General features: G+C 60.2%; 19 protein-coding genes and 1 tRNA gene. 13 read left to right on the forward strand and 7 right to left on the reverse strand.

Features of this window, described 5'->3' with window-relative positions; translation table 11 throughout:
• Positions 1-2 precede the first annotated feature (2 nt).
• Complete coding sequence (locus VXJ24_RS07860; protein ID WP_330972378.1) at positions 3-785, forward strand: SDR family NAD(P)-dependent oxidoreductase; 783 nt, start codon at positions 3-5, stop codon at positions 783-785.
• On the opposite strand, the gene VXJ24_RS07865 is transcribed toward VXJ24_RS07860, so the two are convergent.
• A complete protein-coding gene (locus tag VXJ24_RS07865; protein ID WP_330972379.1) occupies positions 782-1,429 on the reverse strand; it encodes a histidine phosphatase family protein in 648 nt (215 codons plus the stop codon). The genes VXJ24_RS07860 and VXJ24_RS07865 overlap by 4 nt on opposite strands.
• Before the next feature lie 139 nt (positions 1,430-1,568).
• Here VXJ24_RS07865 and VXJ24_RS07870 point away from each other — a divergent pair, with 139 nt between their 5' ends.
• The 6 genes from VXJ24_RS07870 (at position 1,569) to VXJ24_RS07895 (ending at position 4,947) form a co-directional block, all read left to right on the forward strand.
• Positions 1,569-1,934 carry an arsenate reductase family protein gene (locus tag VXJ24_RS07870; RefSeq protein WP_330972380.1) on the forward strand — a complete coding sequence of 122 codons (366 nt, stop codon included), beginning with the start codon at positions 1,569-1,571 and terminating at the stop codon, positions 1,932-1,934.
• A gap of 130 nt (positions 1,935-2,064) precedes the next feature.
• Entirely contained in the window at positions 2,065-2,544 is a 480-nt protein-coding gene (locus tag VXJ24_RS07875; RefSeq protein ID WP_330972381.1) for a DUF2975 domain-containing protein, read from the forward strand.
• Positions 2,541-2,765 (forward strand): helix-turn-helix domain-containing protein, encoded by a 225-nt coding sequence (locus VXJ24_RS07880; protein WP_330972382.1) that lies wholly within the window; start codon positions 2,541-2,543, stop codon positions 2,763-2,765. The genes VXJ24_RS07875 and VXJ24_RS07880 overlap by 4 nt, the downstream gene beginning before the upstream one ends.
• 219 nt (positions 2,766-2,984) lie before the next feature.
• On the forward strand, positions 2,985-3,362 hold the full coding sequence (locus VXJ24_RS07885; RefSeq protein WP_330972383.1) for a GntR family transcriptional regulator: 378 nt from the start codon (positions 2,985-2,987) through the stop codon (positions 3,360-3,362).
• The gene (locus VXJ24_RS07890) at positions 3,328-4,197 is read left to right on the forward strand and encodes an ABC transporter ATP-binding protein (protein ID WP_330972384.1); all 870 of its coding nucleotides are present in this window, start codon (positions 3,328-3,330) and stop codon (positions 4,195-4,197) included. Before VXJ24_RS07885 ends, VXJ24_RS07890 begins: the two co-directional genes overlap by 35 nt.
• Before the next feature lie 66 nt (positions 4,198-4,263).
• Positions 4,264-4,947 (forward strand): ABC-2 transporter permease, encoded by a 684-nt coding sequence (locus VXJ24_RS07895; protein ID WP_330972385.1) that lies wholly within the window; start codon positions 4,264-4,266, stop codon positions 4,945-4,947.
• Positions 4,948-5,066: 119 nt separating this feature from the next.
• Here the strand turns inward: VXJ24_RS07895 and VXJ24_RS07900 are convergent, their stop codons facing one another.
• Complete coding sequence (locus tag VXJ24_RS07900; protein ID WP_330972386.1) at positions 5,067-5,786, reverse strand: hypothetical protein; 720 nt, start codon at positions 5,784-5,786, stop codon at positions 5,067-5,069.
• Positions 5,787-6,056: 270 nt separating this feature from the next.
• On the opposite strand from VXJ24_RS07900, the gene nox reads away from it, so the two are divergent.
• The 6 genes from nox (at position 6,057) to VXJ24_RS07930 (ending at position 12,731) form a co-directional block, all read left to right on the forward strand.
• Entirely contained in the window at positions 6,057-7,409 is a 1,353-nt protein-coding gene (gene nox / locus VXJ24_RS07905) for a H2O-forming NADH oxidase (protein ID WP_330972387.1), read from the forward strand.
• Between the two features lie 502 nt (positions 7,410-7,911).
• The gene (gene galE, locus VXJ24_RS07910) at positions 7,912-8,967 is read left to right on the forward strand and encodes a UDP-glucose 4-epimerase GalE (RefSeq protein ID WP_330972388.1); all 1,056 of its coding nucleotides are present in this window, start codon (positions 7,912-7,914) and stop codon (positions 8,965-8,967) included.
• Between the two features lie 6 nt (positions 8,968-8,973).
• On the forward strand, positions 8,974-10,017 hold the full coding sequence (locus tag VXJ24_RS07915) for a polyprenyl synthetase family protein (RefSeq protein WP_330972389.1): 1,044 nt from the start codon (positions 8,974-8,976) through the stop codon (positions 10,015-10,017).
• A 119-nt stretch (positions 10,018-10,136) separates the two neighbouring features.
• Positions 10,137-11,051, forward strand: coding sequence for a peptidoglycan-binding domain-containing protein (locus tag VXJ24_RS07920; protein WP_330972390.1), 915 nt, complete (start codon positions 10,137-10,139; stop codon positions 11,049-11,051).
• 50 nt (positions 11,052-11,101) lie between these two features.
• Positions 11,102-11,176, forward strand: a tRNA-Gln gene (locus tag VXJ24_RS07925).
• A 175-nt stretch (positions 11,177-11,351) separates the two neighbouring features.
• Complete coding sequence (locus VXJ24_RS07930; protein WP_330972391.1) at positions 11,352-12,731, forward strand: ATP-binding protein; 1,380 nt, start codon at positions 11,352-11,354, stop codon at positions 12,729-12,731.
• Positions 12,732-12,770: 39 nt separating this feature from the next.
• Here the strand turns inward: VXJ24_RS07930 and VXJ24_RS07935 are convergent, their stop codons facing one another.
• The 5 genes from VXJ24_RS07935 to VXJ24_RS07955 all read right to left on the reverse strand — a co-directional run bounded on the left by VXJ24_RS07935 (position 12,771) and on the right by VXJ24_RS07955 (position 19,217).
• Positions 12,771-13,343, reverse strand: a complete 573-nt coding sequence (locus tag VXJ24_RS07935; protein ID WP_330972392.1) for a ketopantoate reductase family protein — start codon at positions 13,341-13,343, stop codon at positions 12,771-12,773.
• A gap of 68 nt (positions 13,344-13,411) precedes the next feature.
• The gene (locus tag VXJ24_RS07940; protein WP_330972393.1) at positions 13,412-14,995 is read right to left on the reverse strand and encodes a twin-arginine translocation signal domain-containing protein; all 1,584 of its coding nucleotides are present in this window, start codon (positions 14,993-14,995) and stop codon (positions 13,412-13,414) included.
• A 116-nt stretch (positions 14,996-15,111) separates the two neighbouring features.
• Complete coding sequence (locus VXJ24_RS07945) at positions 15,112-16,575, reverse strand: PTS transporter subunit EIIC (RefSeq protein WP_330972394.1); 1,464 nt, start codon at positions 16,573-16,575, stop codon at positions 15,112-15,114.
• A 273-nt stretch (positions 16,576-16,848) separates the two neighbouring features.
• Positions 16,849-17,973, reverse strand: coding sequence for a neutral/alkaline non-lysosomal ceramidase N-terminal domain-containing protein (locus VXJ24_RS07950; RefSeq protein WP_330972395.1), 1,125 nt, complete (start codon positions 17,971-17,973; stop codon positions 16,849-16,851).
• The gene (locus VXJ24_RS07955; RefSeq protein WP_330972396.1) at positions 17,970-19,217 is read right to left on the reverse strand and encodes a hypothetical protein; all 1,248 of its coding nucleotides are present in this window, start codon (positions 19,215-19,217) and stop codon (positions 17,970-17,972) included. Before VXJ24_RS07955 ends, VXJ24_RS07950 begins: the two co-directional genes overlap by 4 nt.
• Positions 19,218-19,227 lie beyond the last annotated feature (10 nt).

The raw sequence follows: 19,227 nt of genomic DNA on the forward strand, positions 1-19,227 counted from the left end.
CCATGCGCATCGCACTCATCACCGGAGCATCTTCCGGCCTCGGCAGGCAGTACGCACACTGGTGTGCCGACCATAAGGCTGCAGACGAGATCTGGGCCATTGCCCGAAGGCGGGAGCGGCTCGAAGAGCTCAAAGCCGAGCTCTCGGTGCCCGTCCGTCCCGTACCGCTCGACCTCGCCGATACAAAGAGCTTCGACGAGCTTGAACGCATGCTTGCAGAAGAGAAGGCCAAGGACCCCGCCTTCACCGTCTCCCTTCTTGTCAATGCTGCCGGCTTCGGCAAGTTCGGGACATATGCAGACATGACACGGGAAGAGGTCGACAAGATGGTCGACCTCAACTGCCGTGCTGTCGTGGACATGACGCAGATCGCCCTTCCCTGCATGGGCAAGGGAGGCCACATCATCCAGATTGCCTCGTCCGCCTCGTTCCAGCCGCTTCCCGGCCTCAACGTCTATGCTGCGAGCAAGGCCTTCGTGAGAAGCTACACAAGAGCCCTTCGCTTCGAGCTCAGGGGCAAGGGCATCTTCATCACGGCTGTCTGCCCTCTCTGGGTCAAGACCGAGTTCATCAAGGTCGCCCGCGATACGAAGAACGGCCATACCGTGAACCATCCGTTCCCGCAGCTTTCTGCCACCCACGTCGTGAACTGGTCCATGCTCGTGAACCGTATCAACTATCCCATTGCCACCTGCTGCATCACAGGTTTCATCATGCGCATCGCAGACAAGATCCTGCCAGCGCCCCTCATCATGTGGGCCTGGGAGGGGCTCAGAAGAATCTAGTCCTCTGCCGTCTCCCACGAGAAGGGGCGGAAGTCTTCCGGCTTTCTCGGCATGACCCGCATCGTGAACTCGCCGTCCTGGCAGCTGATGGTCGAGATGGAGCCATTCGGTACCTTCATTGTGAGACTTGCGATCTTCTTCGAGGCTGCGCTCACGCGCGAGAACTCATAGACGCAGGAGCGCAGGAGCGCCCCATGGGCAACGACGAGGACGACGTCGCCGTTGCGTGCTGCCTTGTACATCTTGCGGAAGGCACGCTCGACACGCCCGCGCACTTCTTCTCCCGACTCTCCGCCGATATCGGAGAAGTCCTGCTTCAAGAAGTGGCGGGCAAAGTCGAGACGGTGGCCCTTGTAGGGCTTTCCGTCGAGCTCGCCGAAATCGAACTCATGGAGGTTGTCGAGCGTCTGGATCTTGATATTTCGTCCTGCCACCACACGCTCAGCCGATGCCTGGGCACGGCCCAGAGGAGAGCACCAGACTGCTGCCAGCGGGATATCCCTGAGCGCCTCTCGTGTCCTGTCAAGCACAGGCATGGTCTCGTCTGTCAGGGCAGAATCGACCCGTCCTCCCTGTATCACGCCGTCACGGTTGAACTGCGTCTCGCCGTGGCGGACGTAATAGAAGACTACCCGCTTGCTCATGCTCCCGCCTTCTCTGGATGCTTCATACACGCAGAAGGATATACCACTCCCCCATCTGTCCTAAGCGGGCCCTTGCCCAAACGCCCATCTCTGCCACAATAGAGATTGAGAACCATTATGAACAAGAAGGAGCACCCTCATGTCAGAGATCGTCTTCATCGAGTATCCACGCTGCACGACCTGCAAGAAGGCCAAGGCCTGGCTCGACGAGCACCACGTCGCCTATACCGACCGCAACATCAAGGACGACAACCCCACAAAGGAAGAGCTCGAGAAGTGGATTCCCGCCTCAGGCCTGCCGCTTCGCCGCTTCTTCAATACGTCAGGCACGCTCTACCGCTCGCTTGGCGTGAAGAAGATGCTCGACGAGGGGCTCTCCGAAGACGAGGCCACAACGCTTCTTGCCACCGACGGCATGCTTGTGAAGCGGCCGCTCGTCCTTGTGGATGGCGTTCCCCTGACACCTGGCTTCAAGCCGGCAGAATGGGAAGAGAAGCTCCTCTAGAACCAGCTCAATACCCGAAACCGTTCTTCCTCGTTGCACAATATTTATCGTAATACGATAAATATTCATTGCGTTACAGCATGATATCCCGTAAGCTTCTGCTATGGTCCCCAAGAGAGGGAGGTCTCCCATGGACGAGAAGAAGCTTTCGGGATATCTCATGTCTGCCACCGCTATCGTCGCTGCCTGTCTGGCCATTGCAGTCATAGCCGTGGTTCCCGCAGCAGGCGAGGCAATCCTCTACGACTATCCGGAGTTCTCTGGCTGGTATATGCCGTGGCTTGCCTTCATCTGGCTCGCTGCCATCCCCTGCTTTGCAGCCCTTGCCCTTGTCTGGAAGATTGCCCAGGCAATACGTGCGGGGCAGGCCTTCACCTCTGGCGTGGCGCATCTCTTGGCCGTCATAGCCAAGCTCGCGGCAGGAGATGCCCTCTTCTTCCTTGCCGGCAACATCGCGCTCTTCTGCAAGGGCATGAACCACCCGGGCGTCCTTCTGCTGTCGCTTCTTGTGGTCTGCGCAGGCATTGCCGGCGCCGCCATCGCCTCTGCCCTTTCCCATCTCGTCGAGCGCGCAGCCGAGCTCCAGGAAGAAAGCGACCTCACGATATGAGCGGCAGGATCGTCTTCAACATCGATGTCATGCTTGCCAAGCGCAAGATGAGCGTCACCGAGCTGGCTGACCGTGTCGGCATCACCGTAGCGAACATGTCGGTCCTGAAATGCGGCAAGGCCAAGGCCATCAAGGTAAGCACGCTCGAGAAGCTCTGCTCCGCCCTCGGCTGCCAGCCAGGAGACCTTCTGGAATATCGGCCCGACGACAAGGAGTCCTGACCGGCCACACAATGCCATTTCCGGTATTGTTCTGACATCTCTCCAACGCTGCATGTCCTCACCTATGCCCTGCATCTTCTCCGCACCTGGAGGATGCAGGGCATTGCCATGGAGCGATCTGCCGCGAGCTATAGATCTTATCGATCCTTTAGCTGCTCATATTGATACGCGTGTATATATACGATATATACATTTATAACAGAGGGAAGGAGATGAACCATGGTCGACATACCGATCTCGAACAGCTCGGGGAAGCCCATCTACGAGCAGGTCGCAGAGGGGATACGCGCCCAGATCATGTCGGGCGACCTTGTGCCCGGAGAGCAGCTCCCCTCCATCAGGCAGCTCGCGGCAGACCTGAGGATCTCGGCGATCACGACGAAGCGGGCCTATTCGGACCTCGAGGCACAGGGCTTCATCGCTGCCGTGCCCGGCAAGGGCTCGTTCGTCGCGGAAGGCTCTGCCGGCCTCATCCGCGAGGAGCAGCTGAGGCTCGTGGAGGAGAACCTCGCGAAGGCCGTGGAGAGGGCACGCACTGCAGGGCTTTCCCTGGAAGAGCTCCATGACATGCTCGACCTCGAATGGGAGGAATCATGAGAGAGGCATCCGCCCCCTCGCCTATGAGGGGCGCGCAAAGCGCTACCCCGCACTCACGGTCGGCCCCGTCTCTATATCCGTGCCGCAAGGCATGGTCCTGGGGCTCATCGGCGCAAACGGCGCCGGCAAGACGACCCTCATCCGTGCTGCGATTGGGCTCGTGAAGCCGGCGGAGGGAATCGGCCAGGACCCGAAAGCCCTCTCTGCAGCAGAGCTCATAGCCCTGAAGCAGCATGTTGCCTCTGCCTGTGCCGTCTGCCCCTATCCCGAGGAATACACCGCAGGAGATATCGTACGTATCGAGCACGGTCTCTATCCTGCCTTCGATCTGGCCTATCTGGAGGAGCCGCTCGAAAGATTCGAGCTTGCACAGAACGCCAGAGCCCTTTCCGGCATAACGGCAAAGAGCCTTTCGCGCGGACAGGGCATGAAGCTCCAGATTGCGCTCACCCTCGCCTCGGGAGCCACGCTCCTGCTCCTCGACGAGCCAACCGCAGGGCTCGACCCCGTCGTACGCGACGAGGCGCTCTCTGTCCTGCGCGAGCATCTTGCCAAGACTCCTGATACCTTCATCCTCATCTCGTCGCACATCACGTCTGGCCTCGAGTCCCTTGCCGACCGCATCCTTCTTATGGATGCAGGAAAGCTCATCTTCGCCGAAGACGCCGACGTGCTCGAGAAGCGCTTTGCGACGCTGGCGCTCAGAGCTTCCGATTTCGAAGAGAGGAAGGACGCACTCAGGGAGGCAGGAGCCACCCGCTGCCTGCCTGCACGAGGGCAGGCATCTGCTTCTCCTGATAGAGGACAGGAAGCGCTTTGCCCGCGCCTTCCCTGACCTTGCACTCGATACGCTCGCCCTCGACGCGCTTCTGCGTCTTGCTGTGAAAGGAGAGGAGATCTGATGATGAAGAGCCTGCTTCTCAACGAATGGATCACGTTCCGCCACGCCGTGCGGGCCATGGCATTCACCCTTGCTGCAGTCACCGTGATCCTCGCTGCCTCGTTCATGAACGGCAGCTCGATGGATCTTGTCGCCCTTGTCAATCTCTTCTCCACACTTGCGGCAATGGTTCCGCTCTACATGTGCATCCAGGCCTTTGCATCTGATGAAAAGAGTCACTGGAGAGAGGCACTTCTTGCGCTTCCCTCTGCACCCCGAAGCCTCGTCGTCTCCCGCTACCTCTTCTGCCTCATGTCGCTTGCTATCTGCTTCGGGTTTTCCTTCGCAGCGGATTCCATGGCGGCGGCTATGCTCGAAGGCGCCCCATGGGCCCTCGTCACAGATGGGTTTTACGACGGAATCCTCCTGCTTCCTGCTGTCATCCTCTGCTTTGCGCTTGTACTCCTGTCTCTTCTCATGCCGCTGCTCTATGCCTTCGGCCAGAAGGGGCTCGTGTCGGTTCTCATCCTCCCCGCCATCGCGATTGCCGCCTCCTTCGCAGGTCCGGGCGCCGCAGCTCCAGCCGATTTCATCCATTCATGTCCCAAAGGCATGCTTGCAGCTGGCTTCATCTGCGCTGGCCTTGCGCTCTATGCTCTCTCCTGCCTCATCTCTTCCGCCATCCTGAAGCGCCGCTCGTTCTGAGGACCGACAGCCCAATCCCGCTCCATGCGAAAGGCCCGCACCACACGTAATGTGATGCGGGCCTTCCAACGGGGAGAAGGGAGACTTGATGTCTTGCGGCACCATCATGAAATCGGAGATCAGAGTGCAAGCGCCGATTCGAAGCGTGCTTCTGCAGCACGCCCCATGTACTGGCTTGCCATAAGCTGCCCTGCGCTCTGGCCCAGCAGCATGAGCTCATGGGAGCCAAGGAATGCAATGAGGCCTTCGGGCATCATGCCGCCACGCGGCAGCTCGAAGAGGACAGAGCCCTCCGGCAGCGCCTCGTCTCCGGCATCGCCGGAAAGATTCAGGCCCGTATCCCTCGAGCGCAGATGCTCGACGAGCTTCATCTTCATGCCATCCCACTCGATCTCGATGCCAGAGGCATAGACGGCCACCTTTGGCTGGAGCGGGCCCGCCTGGGCAGCAAGCGTCTTCACAGCGAGCTTTGCGGGGCTCAGCACGAACATATCCTCCTGGCTGAGCAGGAGCGTCTCGAGCAGGGACGATTTCGTATGGAAGGTATAGCCGAAGCCGGCAAACGACTCTGCGACCTTGAGATCCACATCGTCCTCGAAGGTTGCCGCCCCTTCGCTCTCAAGCCAGACCTGGGCCCTGAAGGCAGATCCGCGCATGACGCTCTGTGCCAGGGCAAATGCATCGGAATCGAGATAGAGGCGGCGCTTCTCGAAGCGCTTCTCAGCGGTGCCCTTCTGGCTGCGTGCCCAGAAGAGGAGCTCTGCGCATTCGTCCTGGGCCAGAAGATAGCTCTGTGCCCGTACCGTCGTAGCCTCTGCGTTCTTTTCATTCTGTGCCATCTCGTGCCTCCTGACGGATGCTCTTGTCTGTCTGTGCATGGCTCAAGGCTACGGGACGGAGCTTAAACACATCTGAGGCTTTCGTTTCCTCGCCGTATCGCGATGCAGTCGCGACAATGGTTTGAGATAACTGAAAATCGCTGCCTTTGCCTATTTGTACCGTTTCCCGATTGCTGCTTGTAATCAGTCCTGTTTATTGATATTAATTTTGTGACATATGGACGAAGAACGCCATATGTCTCACCAAAAGCAGAACGAGAGGACTTCCCCATGAGCACGATCGTGATTGTCGGCGCCAACCACGCCGGCACGGCAGCAGCCAATGCGATACTCGACAACCATCCCGGAAACGACGTCATCATCTTCGACCAGAACACGAACATAAGCTTCCTCGGCTGCGGCATGGCGCTGTGGATCGGACGGCAGATCTCGAAGCCCGATGGTCTCTTCTACCAGACGAAGGAGCAGTTCGAGGCAAAGGGCGCCACGGTCCACATGGAAACCCGTGTCGACCATATCGACTACGATGCCCAGATGCTCTATGCAGAAGGGCCCGACGGCAAGACGTATGAGCAGCACTACGACAGGCTGATCTTGGCAACTGGCTCTGTGCCGGTGCTTCCCCGCTGGGAAGGACGCGACCTCGAGAATATCCAGCAGGTGAAGCTCTTCCAGGATGCCCAGGCCGTGATCGAAAAGCTCAGGGATGAGGCAATCAGGCGCGTCGCCGTCGTCGGTGCCGGCTATATCGGTGTCGAGCTCGCCGAAGCCTTCCAGCGCTGCGGCAAGGAGGTCACGCTCATCGACCAGGCGCCGACCTGCGTCTCCTCGAACTTCGATGCACCATTCTCCGAGCGCATGGCACAGAACCTCTCCTCCCACGGTATCCATCTTGCCTTCGGCGAGACCGTCGAGCGCTTCGAGGGCAAGGATGGCAAGGTTGCATCCGTCGTGACCGACAAGGAGACGCATGCAGCAGACCTTGTCTGCATCTGCGTCGGTTTCCGTCCGAACGCAGAGCTCTTCTATGATGCAGGCTTTGCGACGCTCGGCAATGGAGCCCTTCTCGTCGACCACCATCAGGAGACCTCGAAGAAGGGCGTCTATGCCATCGGCGACTGCTCGAGCTGCTTCGACAACGCTGAAGACGGCGAGGCTGCCTATATCGCGCTTGCAACGAACGCTGTGCGTTCCGGCATCGTGGCTGGCCACAATGCTGCCGGTACCGCCATTGACGGCATCGGTGTCCAAGGGTCTTCCGGCATCTGCATCTACGACCTCAAGATGGTAGCGACTGGTCTCACCGAGGCAAAGGCGAAGAAGCTCGGCTATGACGCAAAGGTGAGCGACTTCACAGACGTGCAGAAGGCCACCTTCATCGAGACGGAGAACCCCGAGGTCACAATCAGGGTCGTCTACGACGGCACGACGAGGAAGGTGCTCGGAGCTCAGATGGCATCGACCTACGATATGAGCGCAGGCATCCACATGTTCTCGCTTGCCATCCAAGAGGGCATCACGATTGACCGCCTGGCGCTCCTCGACATCTTCTTCCTGCCGCACTTCAACCAGCCGTACAACTACTACACGATGGCAGGATACCAGGCGCTGCTCGCGAAATAGCAGGCTCAAGAGACGCCATGGGAGAGGCGCCGGATCTTTCGGTCTGGCGCCTCTCTTTTCCCGCATCAAAGCCTGCCCTTCAGGCAGGCCCGTGCCGTCATGGAGGGCAGGTGCCGAAGCCGCCGCATGCGGGCCCCTGGCCGGCACTCCGCTGGCCCCGCCTCTTGCAGGCATTCCATCCTTCTTCGGAAGGCAGATGCCCTTCCGGGCCCTCTGCCGCTCGGATTCCGGCGTCTCGGGCACAGGACGCAGGGAAAGCGTTCCAGCCCGCAGCGCCAGAAAGCCAAAAGGCAGCCTCTGCAGGCCGGACATGAAAAGACCGGGTGAATCGTCCACAGACAGGCAGCGTGTGAAAGATTCTGCCTGCAGCCTGAAGCCAATGTCAGCATCCGCCCATGCTTTCGCTACCCCAACAGCACGTCCATAGGCAGCTGGTATACTTTGCTGTGCTTGTTTCTGTACATGGGCAGGCATCGTCTGCCCTGAGCACAAGGAGACGTACATGAGCGAGAAGAAGGATCCGAAGGATACCTGCGTCCTTGTCACCGGCGGTGCAGGATTCATCGGCAGCCACACGGTCGTCGAGCTCCTGAACAGCGGCTACCAGGTCGTGATCGTGGACGATCTGTCCAATGCCTCGGAGAAGGTCATCGACCGCATCGATACGATCGTCGGCGAAGAGAAGGCAAAGAACCTCACGTTCTATCGTGCCGATGTGAATGACCGCGAGGCGATGAACGAGATCTTCGACGAGAACGATATCGACCGTGTCATCCACTTCGCAGGCTTCAAGGCTGTCGGCGAGTCCGTCAAGAAGCCGATCGAATACTACACGAACAACCTCGGCAACACGCTCACCCTCGTCGACGTGATGAGGAACCACGGCTGCAAGGACATCATCTTCAGCTCCTCCGCCACGGTCTACGGCAAGCCTGATTCCCTGCCCCTCACCGAGGAGAGCCCGAAGAAGCCTGCCACGAACCCCTATGGCTGGACGAAGTGGATGATCGAGCAGATCCTGACCGACCTCCACACGGCAGACCCCGAGTGGAATGTCGTGCTGCTCCGCTACTTCAACCCCATCGGAGCGCACCCCTCCGGACTCATGGGCGAGGACCCGAAGGGCATCCCCAACAACCTGCTTCCGTATGTCGCACAGGTCGCTGTCGGCAAGCGCGAGTATGTCCATGTCTACGGCGACGACTACAACACGCCTGACGGCACAGGCGTGCGCGACTACATCCATGTCTGCGACCTCGGTACCGGCCATGTCGCAGCACTGCGCTGGATGAACGGCCGCACAGGCGTCGAAATCTTCAACCTCGGCACCGGCAAGGGCACATCGGTCCTCGAGATCATCAAGGCCTTCTCCAAGGCCTGCGGGAAGGAGCTTCCGTACAGAATCGAGCCGCGCCGTCCGGGCGATGTCGATGCGAACTACGCCGACTGCTCGAAGGCAGAGCGCGAGATGGGCTGGAAGGCCAAGTACACAATCGACGATATGTGCCGCGATGGCTGGAACTGGCAGTCCAAGAACCCGAACGGCTACGAGGGATAGACCGCTATGGGAGAAGCGCACGGCCGCCTCTTTGCGGCATATCTTGCTCAGAAGCGTCCTGCCATCAATGCGTACCTGGCCGAGCATGCACCGAAGCCCGAAGCCGGGACGCAGTCAGTGGATGACATGGAGCGCTATGCCTATGCGCCGCTTGCCCGCTTCACCGAAGCAGGCGGCAAGCGCACCCGCCCTGCCCTTGTGCTCTTGGGCGCCGAGGCCGTAGGCGGAGACGAAGCCCGTGCGCTCTCCTGTGCCTCTGCTATCGAGTATTTCCAGTCAGCTGCCCTCATCCACGACGATATCGCCGATGAGGGGCAGCTGCGCCGCGGCGAGCCCTGCACCTACCTCACGGAGGGCACAGGCGTCGCAATCAATATCGGAGACCTCGGCATCGTCCACACCTTTGCAGGCATCCTGGACGATTGCACGCTCGATGCAGAGACGAAGCTCTCCGTCCTTTCCCTTCTTGCCCGCATGGAGCAGCGCACTGTGGAGGGCCAGGCCTTGGACCTCGGCTGGACGAGGGATGGGCGCTGGGACATCACACCCGATGACTATAGGGTCATGGCAAGGCACAAGACAGCCTACTATTCGGCAGCAACGCCTCTCGCAGCAGGCGCCATCACGGGAGGCGGCACGAAGGAGCAGGTAGCTGCCCTTCATGCCTTTGGCATGGATGCAGGCCTTGCCTTCCAGCTCCAGGACGACCTTCTGAACCTTGTCGGCGATGCCGAGAAGCAGGGCAAGGACTTCCGGAGCGACATCACGGAAGGAAAGCGCACGCTTGCGGTCTGCCTTGCCCTCGAGAAGCTGCCTGAAGCTGCACACGACGAGCTCATCTCCATCCTCTCTGCCCATACGGAGGATCCGGATGCGCAGGCCCGTGCCGTTGCCCTCATGGACGAGGCAGGCGCCATCGACGCCGTGCGCGAAGAGGCCCACGAACTTGCCGCCTCGGCCAAGAGCCATCTCGAGGGGCTCAGCTGGGCAGCCGATGCCGAAGAGCTCCTCCTCGATATGGCCGACTTTTTTGTGGAGCGCGCCGGCTAGACCATCTTGCGAAGACGCGTACCATACAAAGCGTGTAGCATGCGAGACCTTCCCAAATTGAGCTCCGCATACCATCCGCATGAAGCGATATGGGGTGCATAGATATGAAAGAGGAACGGATGAATCCCATTCTTGAGGGAACAAGCGGCGACGCTGTCGAGGACATCCAGGACCGTCTCAAGCATCTTGGGTACACCATCGACGACGAGGAGTGCGCCGAGCGCCACTTTGGCCCTTCGACGGCAAATGCGGTCGCGAAGTTCCGCATCGAGCACGATCTGCCGCTCGGCCAGGCTGTGGATGCCCAGACCTGGGCAGCGCTCGTGGACGAGTGCTATGAGATGGGCGACCGCACCCTCTATCTGCGCTTGCCGAACTTCCACGGCAACGACGTACGCGAGCTCCAGAATGCCCTGAACATCCTCGGCTTCTCCTGCGGCGAGGCAGATGGCTTCTTTGGCGCCCATACCGAGGCTGCCGTGAAGTCCTTCCAGGAAGGCGTCGGCCAGCTTGCTGACGGCATGGCATTCCCGGAGACGTTCGATGCTATCGAGCGGCTGCACCATGTATGGGCCGGAAAGCCCGCAGCTGGCCCGCACCCCATGGGCGTCATGGGCTATGCCCGCGCAGCCAACGTGCTCGAAGGTACCCATCTCGCCATCACCGGCGAGGATCCGATCTCGAGGAATGTGGCCGGCCGCATGTTCAACCTCGCAAGCGCAACAGCGAACAACTCTGGCCTCGAGCTCGTAGACGATCCCGACCATGCCACGCCCGACTGCGAGGCAATCTTCAGCATGGCAGCATCTCCCCTGCCTGAGAACTCGACGAATGTCGCTAACCTCACGCTCGACGACACCGACACCCTGGCCACGCGCATCAGGAGCGCCCTCGAGCTCTCCGATGCCGAGCAGCCGATTCTGCGCATCGAGCTTCCGGTGGGGCCCGACTACAATGGCACGTTCACGACAAGCGATGCCCAGACGCTCGCAGTCCTTCTGCTCGATGCCATCTGCGCAGCCTTCGCAAAGTAGCTTCCATCTGGCACGCAGCTCAAAGACCTGATACACTTGATTCCCAGCTTTGGAGCATCGTCCAATGGTCAGGACCCGGGTTTTTGGTGCCTGTAATGGGGGTTCGAATCCCTCTGCTCCAGCCACGAAAATGCAAAGCTCCTCTCTTCGGAGGGGAGCTTTTTTCTTTGTCAAACGCGCAGCATCCCTGCTTCCTGCATGCAATTAACTCAATTGTTTTTGACTCAATTTATTTTGAGTCAAAAGTTTTTGAGTTAAAATCTCTATAGCCGCACAGATACGTCGAGAAAGGATTCCGCTATGGAATTCATTGGAAGAGAGCGAGAGCTGGACAGGCTCATCCGAGAGCTTTCAAATCCTTCCCAGCGCAACGTACTCATCTATGGACGCCGTCGTGTTGGCAAGAGCGAACTCATCAAGCAGACGCTCAAGAAGATTCAGTGCACGGCAATCTACTTCGAATGCACCCAGACATCCGAAGCTGACAACCTCAGCAATCTGTCCCGCGCGCTATCGGACACGCTTGGGCTTCCTCCGCTGGCATTTTCGAGCTTCCGGGAGATTGCAGACTTCCTCTTCCGCCAGGCAGAGAGCAGAGACATGGTGCTGGTTCTCGATGAATATCCTTATCTGCGCGATGTCGTGAGCGGGCTCGACAGCATCCTGCAGGTCCTCATCGATACCTACCGTGAGACTTCGCACCTGAAGCTCATACTCTGCGGCTCCTTCGTCGATGTCATGAAATCCCTGCTCGAACGGGAGAACCCTCTTTACGGCAGAATCGATCTTGCCATGAAGCTCGATCCTATGGACTACTACGATGCAGGCAGGTTCTTTCCCAACTTCTCGCCGGAAGACAGGGTCCGCCTCTTCAGCGTGTTCGGAGGCATTCCCTATTACGACCGTCTGGTCGACAGCTCGAAGAGTGTCCGTGACAACATCATCGATCTTGTTACAGCACCAGGCGCACGCCTCGAATCGGAGGTCGAGATCTGTCTCTCCCAGGAAATCTCGAAGATGGCAAATGCCAATGAGGTGTTCCTGGCCCTTGTCCAGGGATACTCCCGCTGGAAAGACATACTGGCCCAATCGCATGTCTCGAGCGGCCAGGCAATGAGCGCCGTGCTCGACAAGCTCATCTCCATGGAGCTCGTCCAGAAGCAGACGCCCATCAACGATCCCGAAAGCAGACGCAAGACCGCCTATCGCATCATCGACCCGCTTGTCCTGTTCTATTACCGCTATATCTTCCGCAATGCTTCCGCTCGCCAGATCCAGGATCCGGACTATTTCTATAGCCACCATATCGACCGGGATTTCGAAGAGAACCATGTTCCGCATCTGTTCGAAGAGGTATGCCGGCAATACCTCATCCGTCAGAACCGCACGGGCAGGATGGAAGTCCCCTTCGATGCTATCGGCAGGTATTGGTACGACGATCCGGCACACCATGCCAACGGAGAGTTCGATGTCGTGACGAAAGATCCGACAGGCTATATCTTCTACGAAGCAAAATTCAGGAAGACGCCCATCACGCAAGGCATGGTCGATGAGGAAGTGGCACAGGTCAGAGCCGCGGGGCTTCCCTGCTACCGCTTCGGCTTCTTCTCCCGCTCAGGTTTCGAGGTCGCGCCCGATCCAGCCCTCATCCTGGTCGATCTGCCGGAACTCTTCGAATAGGGCACAGAGAGCTCTTGGGCGCAGGGCTGCTTCATGCTATCAGAGACAGGACGCCTCAATCTTCCGGATGCGCTTGCTCTGGAAGGCGTTCGCCGGCACGAGGATGCCCTGCTTCTCTGCCCTCCTCAGGACCTCGCCCGAGAACTCGTCCACTTCGGTTCGGTGGCGATTGATGCAGTCCTGTCCCATGGAGGGTGTCGAGGCGGGATTGAGCGTCCGCTCGAGCGCTGCATAGGCAGAAAGGTCTGATTCCGTAAGTGCCACGCCTTCTGCCTGCGCCAATGCCACGACCTCGCGCATGGCAGAGATGAACGTGCGCCAGAGCTCCGAGGTCTCATCCGCATACACATCGCCGTAGCTTGCGCCAAAGGCGCAGCAGGTCTGGTTGATGCCGACATTGAGCATGAGCTTCGCCCACATGCGATAGCGGATGTCTTCCTCCGCGACATGTGCGATGCCCGCTTGGGAAAGGATGGCATCCACGTTGACAAGCGCCTCTTGAGGCGTGTTCTCGAAGCATCCGATATGGAGCCCGCCCGTCTTTGTGCATGTGAGCGATCTTCCGTCTTCCGACGAAGAGGGCTTTTTCGTATTGCGGCGCTCCTGCTCCATGCCCCTCTGCCCCGATGGCCCAGCAGTGCCTGGACGTGCGCATCCAGGCACTGCGCCAGGCCTTTCCCTCAGCGCTGCTGCGAAAGGATCCAGCTTCTGATCTCGGGGATGCTATAGGCATACTGCCAGGTGAAGTTATGGGTATTGCCGCCCTGGATCGAGCTGTCTGTCCCATCGAGCGTGCCCTCGGCGATATGGAAGAAGACGATATGCGCACCCTCGGCATCAGCCTTGCCGAGCGTGGATGCAGCTTCGGCAGAAAGATCTGCCATGAGCTCATCGAGCGTCCTGTCAGAGTCAGCCGCGCGGGCACCCTCCTGGTTGCCCGAGGGATTGCTCTCGCCGGTTGCCGCATAGTCGACCCACCGGCCGGAGGTATGCCCTTCCCCGTCGAAGTCGTAGGTGCAGTCGAGCTGTGCCTCCACATAGGGAACGCCGATGGCAGGGATGCCCTTCTCCGGATCGCTCAGCCCGCCATACGAGCTCTCGTCGTCTTCGGATGCAAAGGCAATGAAGGGCGTCTGCTTGATCTGTGCCATATCGCCCTGCCCTGCCACGAAAAGATAGGCGGCGAAGCGGTCATCGTCTGCATGCTCTGCAGCATAGGAGATCAGCGCCATGCATCCTGCCGACTCGCCCGTGCCGTATATGCGGTCCCTATCGATGGTGCAGCCCTCGTCGGCAAGACTGTCGACAAGATCGAGGCAGGTCTCGACATCGACAGTGGTGCCCGCCACCGTGAGCACGTAGGCCTCCTCGTCGTTCCAGGCCACAGCGCCCGGACCCTGGCGCAGGTTGACCTCAGGGTCGCTCGTCGTGACGCCGGCATCCGGCAGGAAGAGGACCAGAGGGTAGCTCTTCGAGCTGTCATAGCCTGCAGGCTGCAGCAGCTCGAAGGCGGCATGGCAGCCGGTCGCCTCGTCGTCGAAGGTCCCTGCCACATATCCTGCCGTCTGGGCATTCGAGGTGGAGGACGAGACCATGTATCTTGTCATCGTCGCATCTCCGGCAAAGACAGCCCCCGACGAGGAGGAGATGTCCTTGACCTGGCAGATCCTGAGCGTGTCTGTCCCCAATTCGACCGGTCCGTTCGAGCCGACCTGCCCTCTGCTCATCTGGAAGAGCAGGGTCTGGGCGCCTGCATCCCGAGGGTCGAGCTCGATGATCGCATAGGCGCCGGAAGAGCTGCCGCCCTCCTCGGAGAGCTCCGGGGCATCGCTCACATAGAGCGCAGAGATCGTCCTGCCGAGCACATAGTAGGTGCCCAACCCCTGCTGGATAGCCTGCTGCTGGATGCCGCCGCCTCCGGCATCGAGAGATGCGGCATCGAGCGGAGCATCGTATTCGATGGCAGCGCCTATGACCTTCTCTCCTGCCGGATAGGTCCTTGCCAGGGCAGTGACGGACCTGACGTGCCCATAGAAGGAAGCGACATCGTCTGTGGTGCCTGCGCTCGACCTGTCCCGGGAGAGGGCAAGCCCGGATGCGGTCTGCGCATCTTCTGTGCTGCCAGAGCTTGCCGCAGATGCGGCCTCCTGGGAAGCTGCCGGCTGGGTCCCACATCCCGCCAGGAAGAGCGCTCCTGCTGCAAGGCCTGCCGTGCCCAGAAACGATCTCCTGCTGATTCCTGCATCCCCAAACTGCATTGCCATGTCCTGTTCCTTTCTCTTTCTGCATCGCCTTCAGACACGAAACGGGCGCGGCCGGATGCCCAGCCACGCCCGTGCACCTGCTCTGCGCAGGGTCTTTCTGTTGGAGCTCGAAGAAGCTATTCGACCTTGAGGGTGAAGCCCTTGTTGCCCGCATCCTTTGCGGAGCCGATGACAAGCGCTGCTGCGAAGGCGCAGATGAGTGCCACGACACCGGAGATGATGAGGCCGACGAAGCCGGCATCGATGCCAGCAGGATTGATGAAGGAGGGGAAGCCGAGCGGGCCGGAAGCGCCGAAGGAGTAGAGCTTTGCGCCTGCAAGGCCAGCGATTGCGCCGCCGATACCAGCCGAGATGAAGGTTGCCCACATGAGCTTCTTGCGCGGAATCAGGATTGCGTAGAGAGCGGGCTCGTTCACGCCGAAGATCGAGGAGATCAAGGCCGGAACGTTGACATCAGCGTTCTCCTGGGCATCCTTCGAGCGGACGATCACGCCGATCACGGCGCCGATGATAGCGCAGCCGCCGGCGTAGACGAGCGGGTTAATCGGGTCATACCCATAGGTCGCAACGTCGATGAACCACAGCGGGATGATGCCCCAATGCAGGCCGAACATGACAAGAAGGGACCAGAAGGTGCCGATAACGAAGCCGGCGATGGCAGGCTGGAAGTTGATGAGCGCGAGGATGATGGCAGCGACGATGTTGGAGAGAACCGTGGTGACCGGGCCGATCACGACGAGGCCGACGATGCCGCAGAAGAACAGGGTGATGATGTTGGCAAGGAAGGTGGCAACAAGCGACGGGAGCTTGTCCATGAGCCAGGCATGGACCTTGGAGGCAAACCAGACCACGAAGATGGCCGGGATGATCGTCGAGGAGTAGGCCTGCATGACCAGCGGGATGCCGAAGATGTCGCCGTAGACATTGGCCTCGAAGATGGTGCCGGCACCGATCGTGTAGAGTGGATCGCCCGACATCAGGGCGACGAGCGTCGGATAGACAAGGATGCCGCCGAGCGCCATGCCCATGACCGGCTTGAGGCCGAAGCGCTTGGCCGAGGTGAAGCCGATGATCAGCGGGAAGAAGTAGAAGACGGAGTCACCGATAGCGGAAAGCGCCACATAGGTGGAGCTCGTGGATGCAAGCCAGCCCGCAGCCGAGCATAGGGCAAGGAGCGACTTCAGGAAACCGCCGGCCATAAGGACGCCGAGAACCGGCTGCAGGATCTCGGAGACGACGCCGAGCAGGCGCGTGAAGGGGTCCTGCTTCTTGTCCTGCTCGCGTGCAAGGTCCTTTGCGGCATCAGGGTTCATATCGACTGCAGGCTCGGCAGAAAAGCCGCCGATCTTGATGAGGTCCGAATAGATGGCCTCGACTGCAGAGCCGACGACGACCTGGTACTGGCCTCCTGCCTGGATAACGTCGATGACGCCCTTCGTTGCCTTGAGGCCCGCCGTATCGGCCTTGGCCTCGTCCTTCAGATGGAAGCGCAGGCGCGTGATGCAGTGGCTGACGTCCTGGACATTCTCCCTGCCTCCCACCTTGTCGATGATTGTTTCGCAGAGTTCTTGGTATTTCATCGCGATATCCTCCCTGAGGAATCTCCCCATCGGTGACTTCGACGGTGCACTTCCCTAGTCGACAGTCAGGAAGTCCGGACGAGCCCTGTTGATAGCCGCTTGCCTGAGCAAGCCTTCTGCCTGCTGGGCAAGCCCAGTGTAGGGTGCGAATTATTCCGTATCAATTCTTGTTGGATGAATACTTATTCCATTTGAGATATACAAAGGCCATGAGCTGCCTTTTTGACGGCAGGCCCTAAGGCACACCTGCCGCTCGCAGGATTGCGGTACCGCTCAGCGGCGCAGGGTCCCGTCATAGGCTCCGAGCAGCTTCGAAGCCTGGCAGAACTTGTCCACGATCTTCTCGGGCTCTCCCTTGGGTATCTGGGTATGCTCGGTCTCGAAGGACAGGCCATACTCCCATGCCGGGAAGAAGTATTCGAAATAGCCATTGGTGTAGCCAAAGACAAGACCCTGGACAGGGCATTCCTTGCGCATGCGGATGCCGAAGTCGCCGCCAAGCTCGCTCGGGAAGACGAAGAGATGAAGCCCTCCGAGGCTTATGACCTCGAGCTTCAGGTCGAGGTGGAAGCTGTCGTGCGCGACCGTGTGGTAGGCTGTCTGCACCTCGATCCGGTCCAGCGCCACCGCGCGCTCTGGTCGTATCTTGGAGATTGCGCGTGCAAGCCCGTCGGATACCCGCTCGACCTCCGCGATGCCTCTCCCCTGGCGGAAATTGCGGTCGGAGCAGTCGCCGGCAGCACCGACGATCATGGCAGGGAAATAGCCGAGAGAAGGCTCGAGCTTCTTGCTCACGAGCCCTGCAAGCTCGCTTGTGAGCTCCGTCGTGTCAGGGCCGACGACCGCAGAATGCACCGCCCAGTTCACGAGCCCGGCAAACGGCACGCCCCCTTCATCAGAAAACTCGAGGACGATGACTTCGTTGTCCGCCAGCTTTCCCGGGACATTCCTGTTCCCGTAGAAGCCGGTGACTATCTGGCTTCCGACCTTGGCTGTGGCCTGGCGCGCGTTGCTGCGGCATTCCTCGAAGCAGGAGCAGATCGTCTCGAGGAGCCAGTCGTAGTAGTGCTGGTCGAACTTGTGGGTCCACCAGCTCTTGTGGTAGGCAGCGATCGAGGTATGGTCATGCGTGGCACAGAGCAGCACCAGATCGCGGTCGATCCCATAGCGGGAGGACAGAAGCGTCTTCACCTCCTCTGCCATGCTCTCCTCGAATTCGAGGACATCGGCGCTCAGCACGAAGAGCTCGCGCGTCCCGTCCTGGAAGTAGAGGGCATTGGCGAAGACGTCGTCGTGGACCGCTGTTGCCGGCTCGAGACGGTTGGGCAGGTCCCGGTAGCCGATCAGATAGATATCTCCTTGGGGCGTGATGTCGCGCCGGGCGCATCCTACCTTCATGCGCATCCTCCTTCTCTCATGCGCTCCGTACCCCGAAGCACGGCCTGCCTGAGCTGAGAGGCCGCCTCGCGGGCGAAGCCTGAATTCATCGCTTCGTAGGTGATGAGGTCGAAGTCCTCCTCATCGGCCAGATACTTCTGGGCTCCGTTCACCATCGTGAAGACCGCCTCCGGCCCCGCCTCAGCATCCCTGAGATATGCTCCGAAGCTGCTCGATACCTCGGGCTCGAGGCCAGCAAGCACGCAGGAGCCGATCCTCAGGAAGCTCACGGTCGTGGCCACCGGGGCGTCCTGGCGCCAGACGATGCTTCTGCGGGGCGCAAGCGTCGCGAAGTCTTCCCGCACCTTTCCCGGCAGAAGCACCTTGGCAGCACAGGCAGCAAGGCCGCGTCCCGGCACGGGAGAGAGGCTGGCCAGAGCATCCTGCACGTCCCGGGCAAGCTCACTTCCCAGCCGGCCAAGCACTGCATCTGCCTCACCGGTACAGGAAGGTCCCTCGGCTGCCGCCACGCTCTCGCGTGGTGCCTGATCGGCTGCGCACCCTTCGATGGAGAGCGCGATGCCGGCCCCTGCCTGCTCGAGCTTCGCGGCAGCGGCACCTGCCAGATCTCCCGACACCATGGCCTGCCCCTCGGCATCCATTGCATCCTTCAGGACCGAGGACCGGACATCTGCAGAGAAGACGGTCGCGATAGGCCCGCCTTCGGGCGTCTGCACGCTGAGCACGAAGAGGCGATGGTCGCTCGGGCCTGCAGGGTTCTTCCCCAGCCACCAGCCACGCTCGGTCTCGACATCGCGGTTCACCATCACCGAGGTCGTGCCCGAGCCCCGAAGCACGCAGGCAGGCTGGCGCTCATCCATCGCTTTGGAGACCGCCGAAAAGACCGCCTTTCCCAGGGCCGCACGCAGCGCATCGTTTTTCTGCCTGAGCGCATCCGACGCCAGATGCTGGGGAGTCCTTGCATGGGGAGCGGAGAAGGTATGGGTCGCCACGACCCAAAGCGCCGCCCCCGAGACGCCCGAAGCCTTCTCGGCCTGGGCACGCAGCTCCGCAAGCAGATCGGGCCTGATCGAGGTAAGCTCGAGCGCGACCACGCAGATCCGCTCTTTGTCCTCAAGCACCAAGGCACGGACCGCAAGAGGATGGCGGACGGCATCGAACCCGTCGAAGGGCAGGATGCCTGCGAGCTCCACGTCTGCCTTGCCAGCTCCTGCCCGGCAGGGCGCTTCCGCTATATGCTCCATGGCGCCTATC

The organism is Olsenella kribbiana, from assembly GCF_036408795.1.
Lineage (GTDB): Bacteria > Actinomycetota > Coriobacteriia > Coriobacteriales > Atopobiaceae > Olsenella_L > Olsenella_L kribbiana.

Bases quoted from the DNA above. Each gene is read 5' to 3' on its own strand.
- nox (WP_330972387.1), top strand. From the start codon at position 6,057: ATGAGCACGATCGTGATTGTCGGCGCCAACCACGCCGGCACGGCAGCA.
- VXJ24_RS07920 (WP_330972390.1), top strand. From the start codon at position 10,137: ATGAATCCCATTCTTGAGGGAACAAGCGGCGACGCTGTCGAGGACATC.
- VXJ24_RS07940 (WP_330972393.1), bottom strand. From the start codon at position 14,995: ATGGCAATGCAGTTTGGGGATGCAGGAATCAGCAGGAGATCGTTTCTG.
- VXJ24_RS07895 (WP_330972385.1), top strand. From the start codon at position 4,264: ATGATGAAGAGCCTGCTTCTCAACGAATGGATCACGTTCCGCCACGCC.
- VXJ24_RS07875 (WP_330972381.1), top strand. From the start codon at position 2,065: ATGGACGAGAAGAAGCTTTCGGGATATCTCATGTCTGCCACCGCTATC.
- VXJ24_RS07885 (WP_330972383.1), top strand. From the start codon at position 2,985: ATGGTCGACATACCGATCTCGAACAGCTCGGGGAAGCCCATCTACGAG.
- VXJ24_RS07870 (WP_330972380.1), top strand. From the start codon at position 1,569: ATGTCAGAGATCGTCTTCATCGAGTATCCACGCTGCACGACCTGCAAG.
- VXJ24_RS07880 (WP_330972382.1), top strand. From the start codon at position 2,541: ATGAGCGGCAGGATCGTCTTCAACATCGATGTCATGCTTGCCAAGCGC.
- VXJ24_RS07890 (WP_330972384.1), top strand. From the start codon at position 3,328: ATGACATGCTCGACCTCGAATGGGAGGAATCATGAGAGAGGCATCCGC.
- VXJ24_RS07950 (WP_330972395.1), bottom strand. From the start codon at position 17,973: ATGAAGGTAGGATGCGCCCGGCGCGACATCACGCCCCAAGGAGATATC.
- VXJ24_RS07930 (WP_330972391.1), top strand. From the start codon at position 11,352: ATGGAATTCATTGGAAGAGAGCGAGAGCTGGACAGGCTCATCCGAGAG.
- VXJ24_RS07860 (WP_330972378.1), top strand. From the start codon at position 3: ATGCGCATCGCACTCATCACCGGAGCATCTTCCGGCCTCGGCAGGCAG.
- VXJ24_RS07935 (WP_330972392.1), bottom strand. From the start codon at position 13,343: ATGGAGCAGGAGCGCCGCAATACGAAAAAGCCCTCTTCGTCGGAAGAC.
- VXJ24_RS07900 (WP_330972386.1), bottom strand. From the start codon at position 5,786: ATGGCACAGAATGAAAAGAACGCAGAGGCTACGACGGTACGGGCACAG.
- VXJ24_RS07945 (WP_330972394.1), bottom strand. From the start codon at position 16,575: ATGAAATACCAAGAACTCTGCGAAACAATCATCGACAAGGTGGGAGGC.
- VXJ24_RS07865 (WP_330972379.1), bottom strand. From the start codon at position 1,429: ATGAGCAAGCGGGTAGTCTTCTATTACGTCCGCCACGGCGAGACGCAG.
- VXJ24_RS07955 (WP_330972396.1), bottom strand. From the start codon at position 19,217: ATGGAGCATATAGCGGAAGCGCCCTGCCGGGCAGGAGCTGGCAAGGCA.
- VXJ24_RS07915 (WP_330972389.1), top strand. From the start codon at position 8,974: ATGGGAGAAGCGCACGGCCGCCTCTTTGCGGCATATCTTGCTCAGAAG.
- galE (WP_330972388.1), top strand. From the start codon at position 7,912: ATGAGCGAGAAGAAGGATCCGAAGGATACCTGCGTCCTTGTCACCGGC.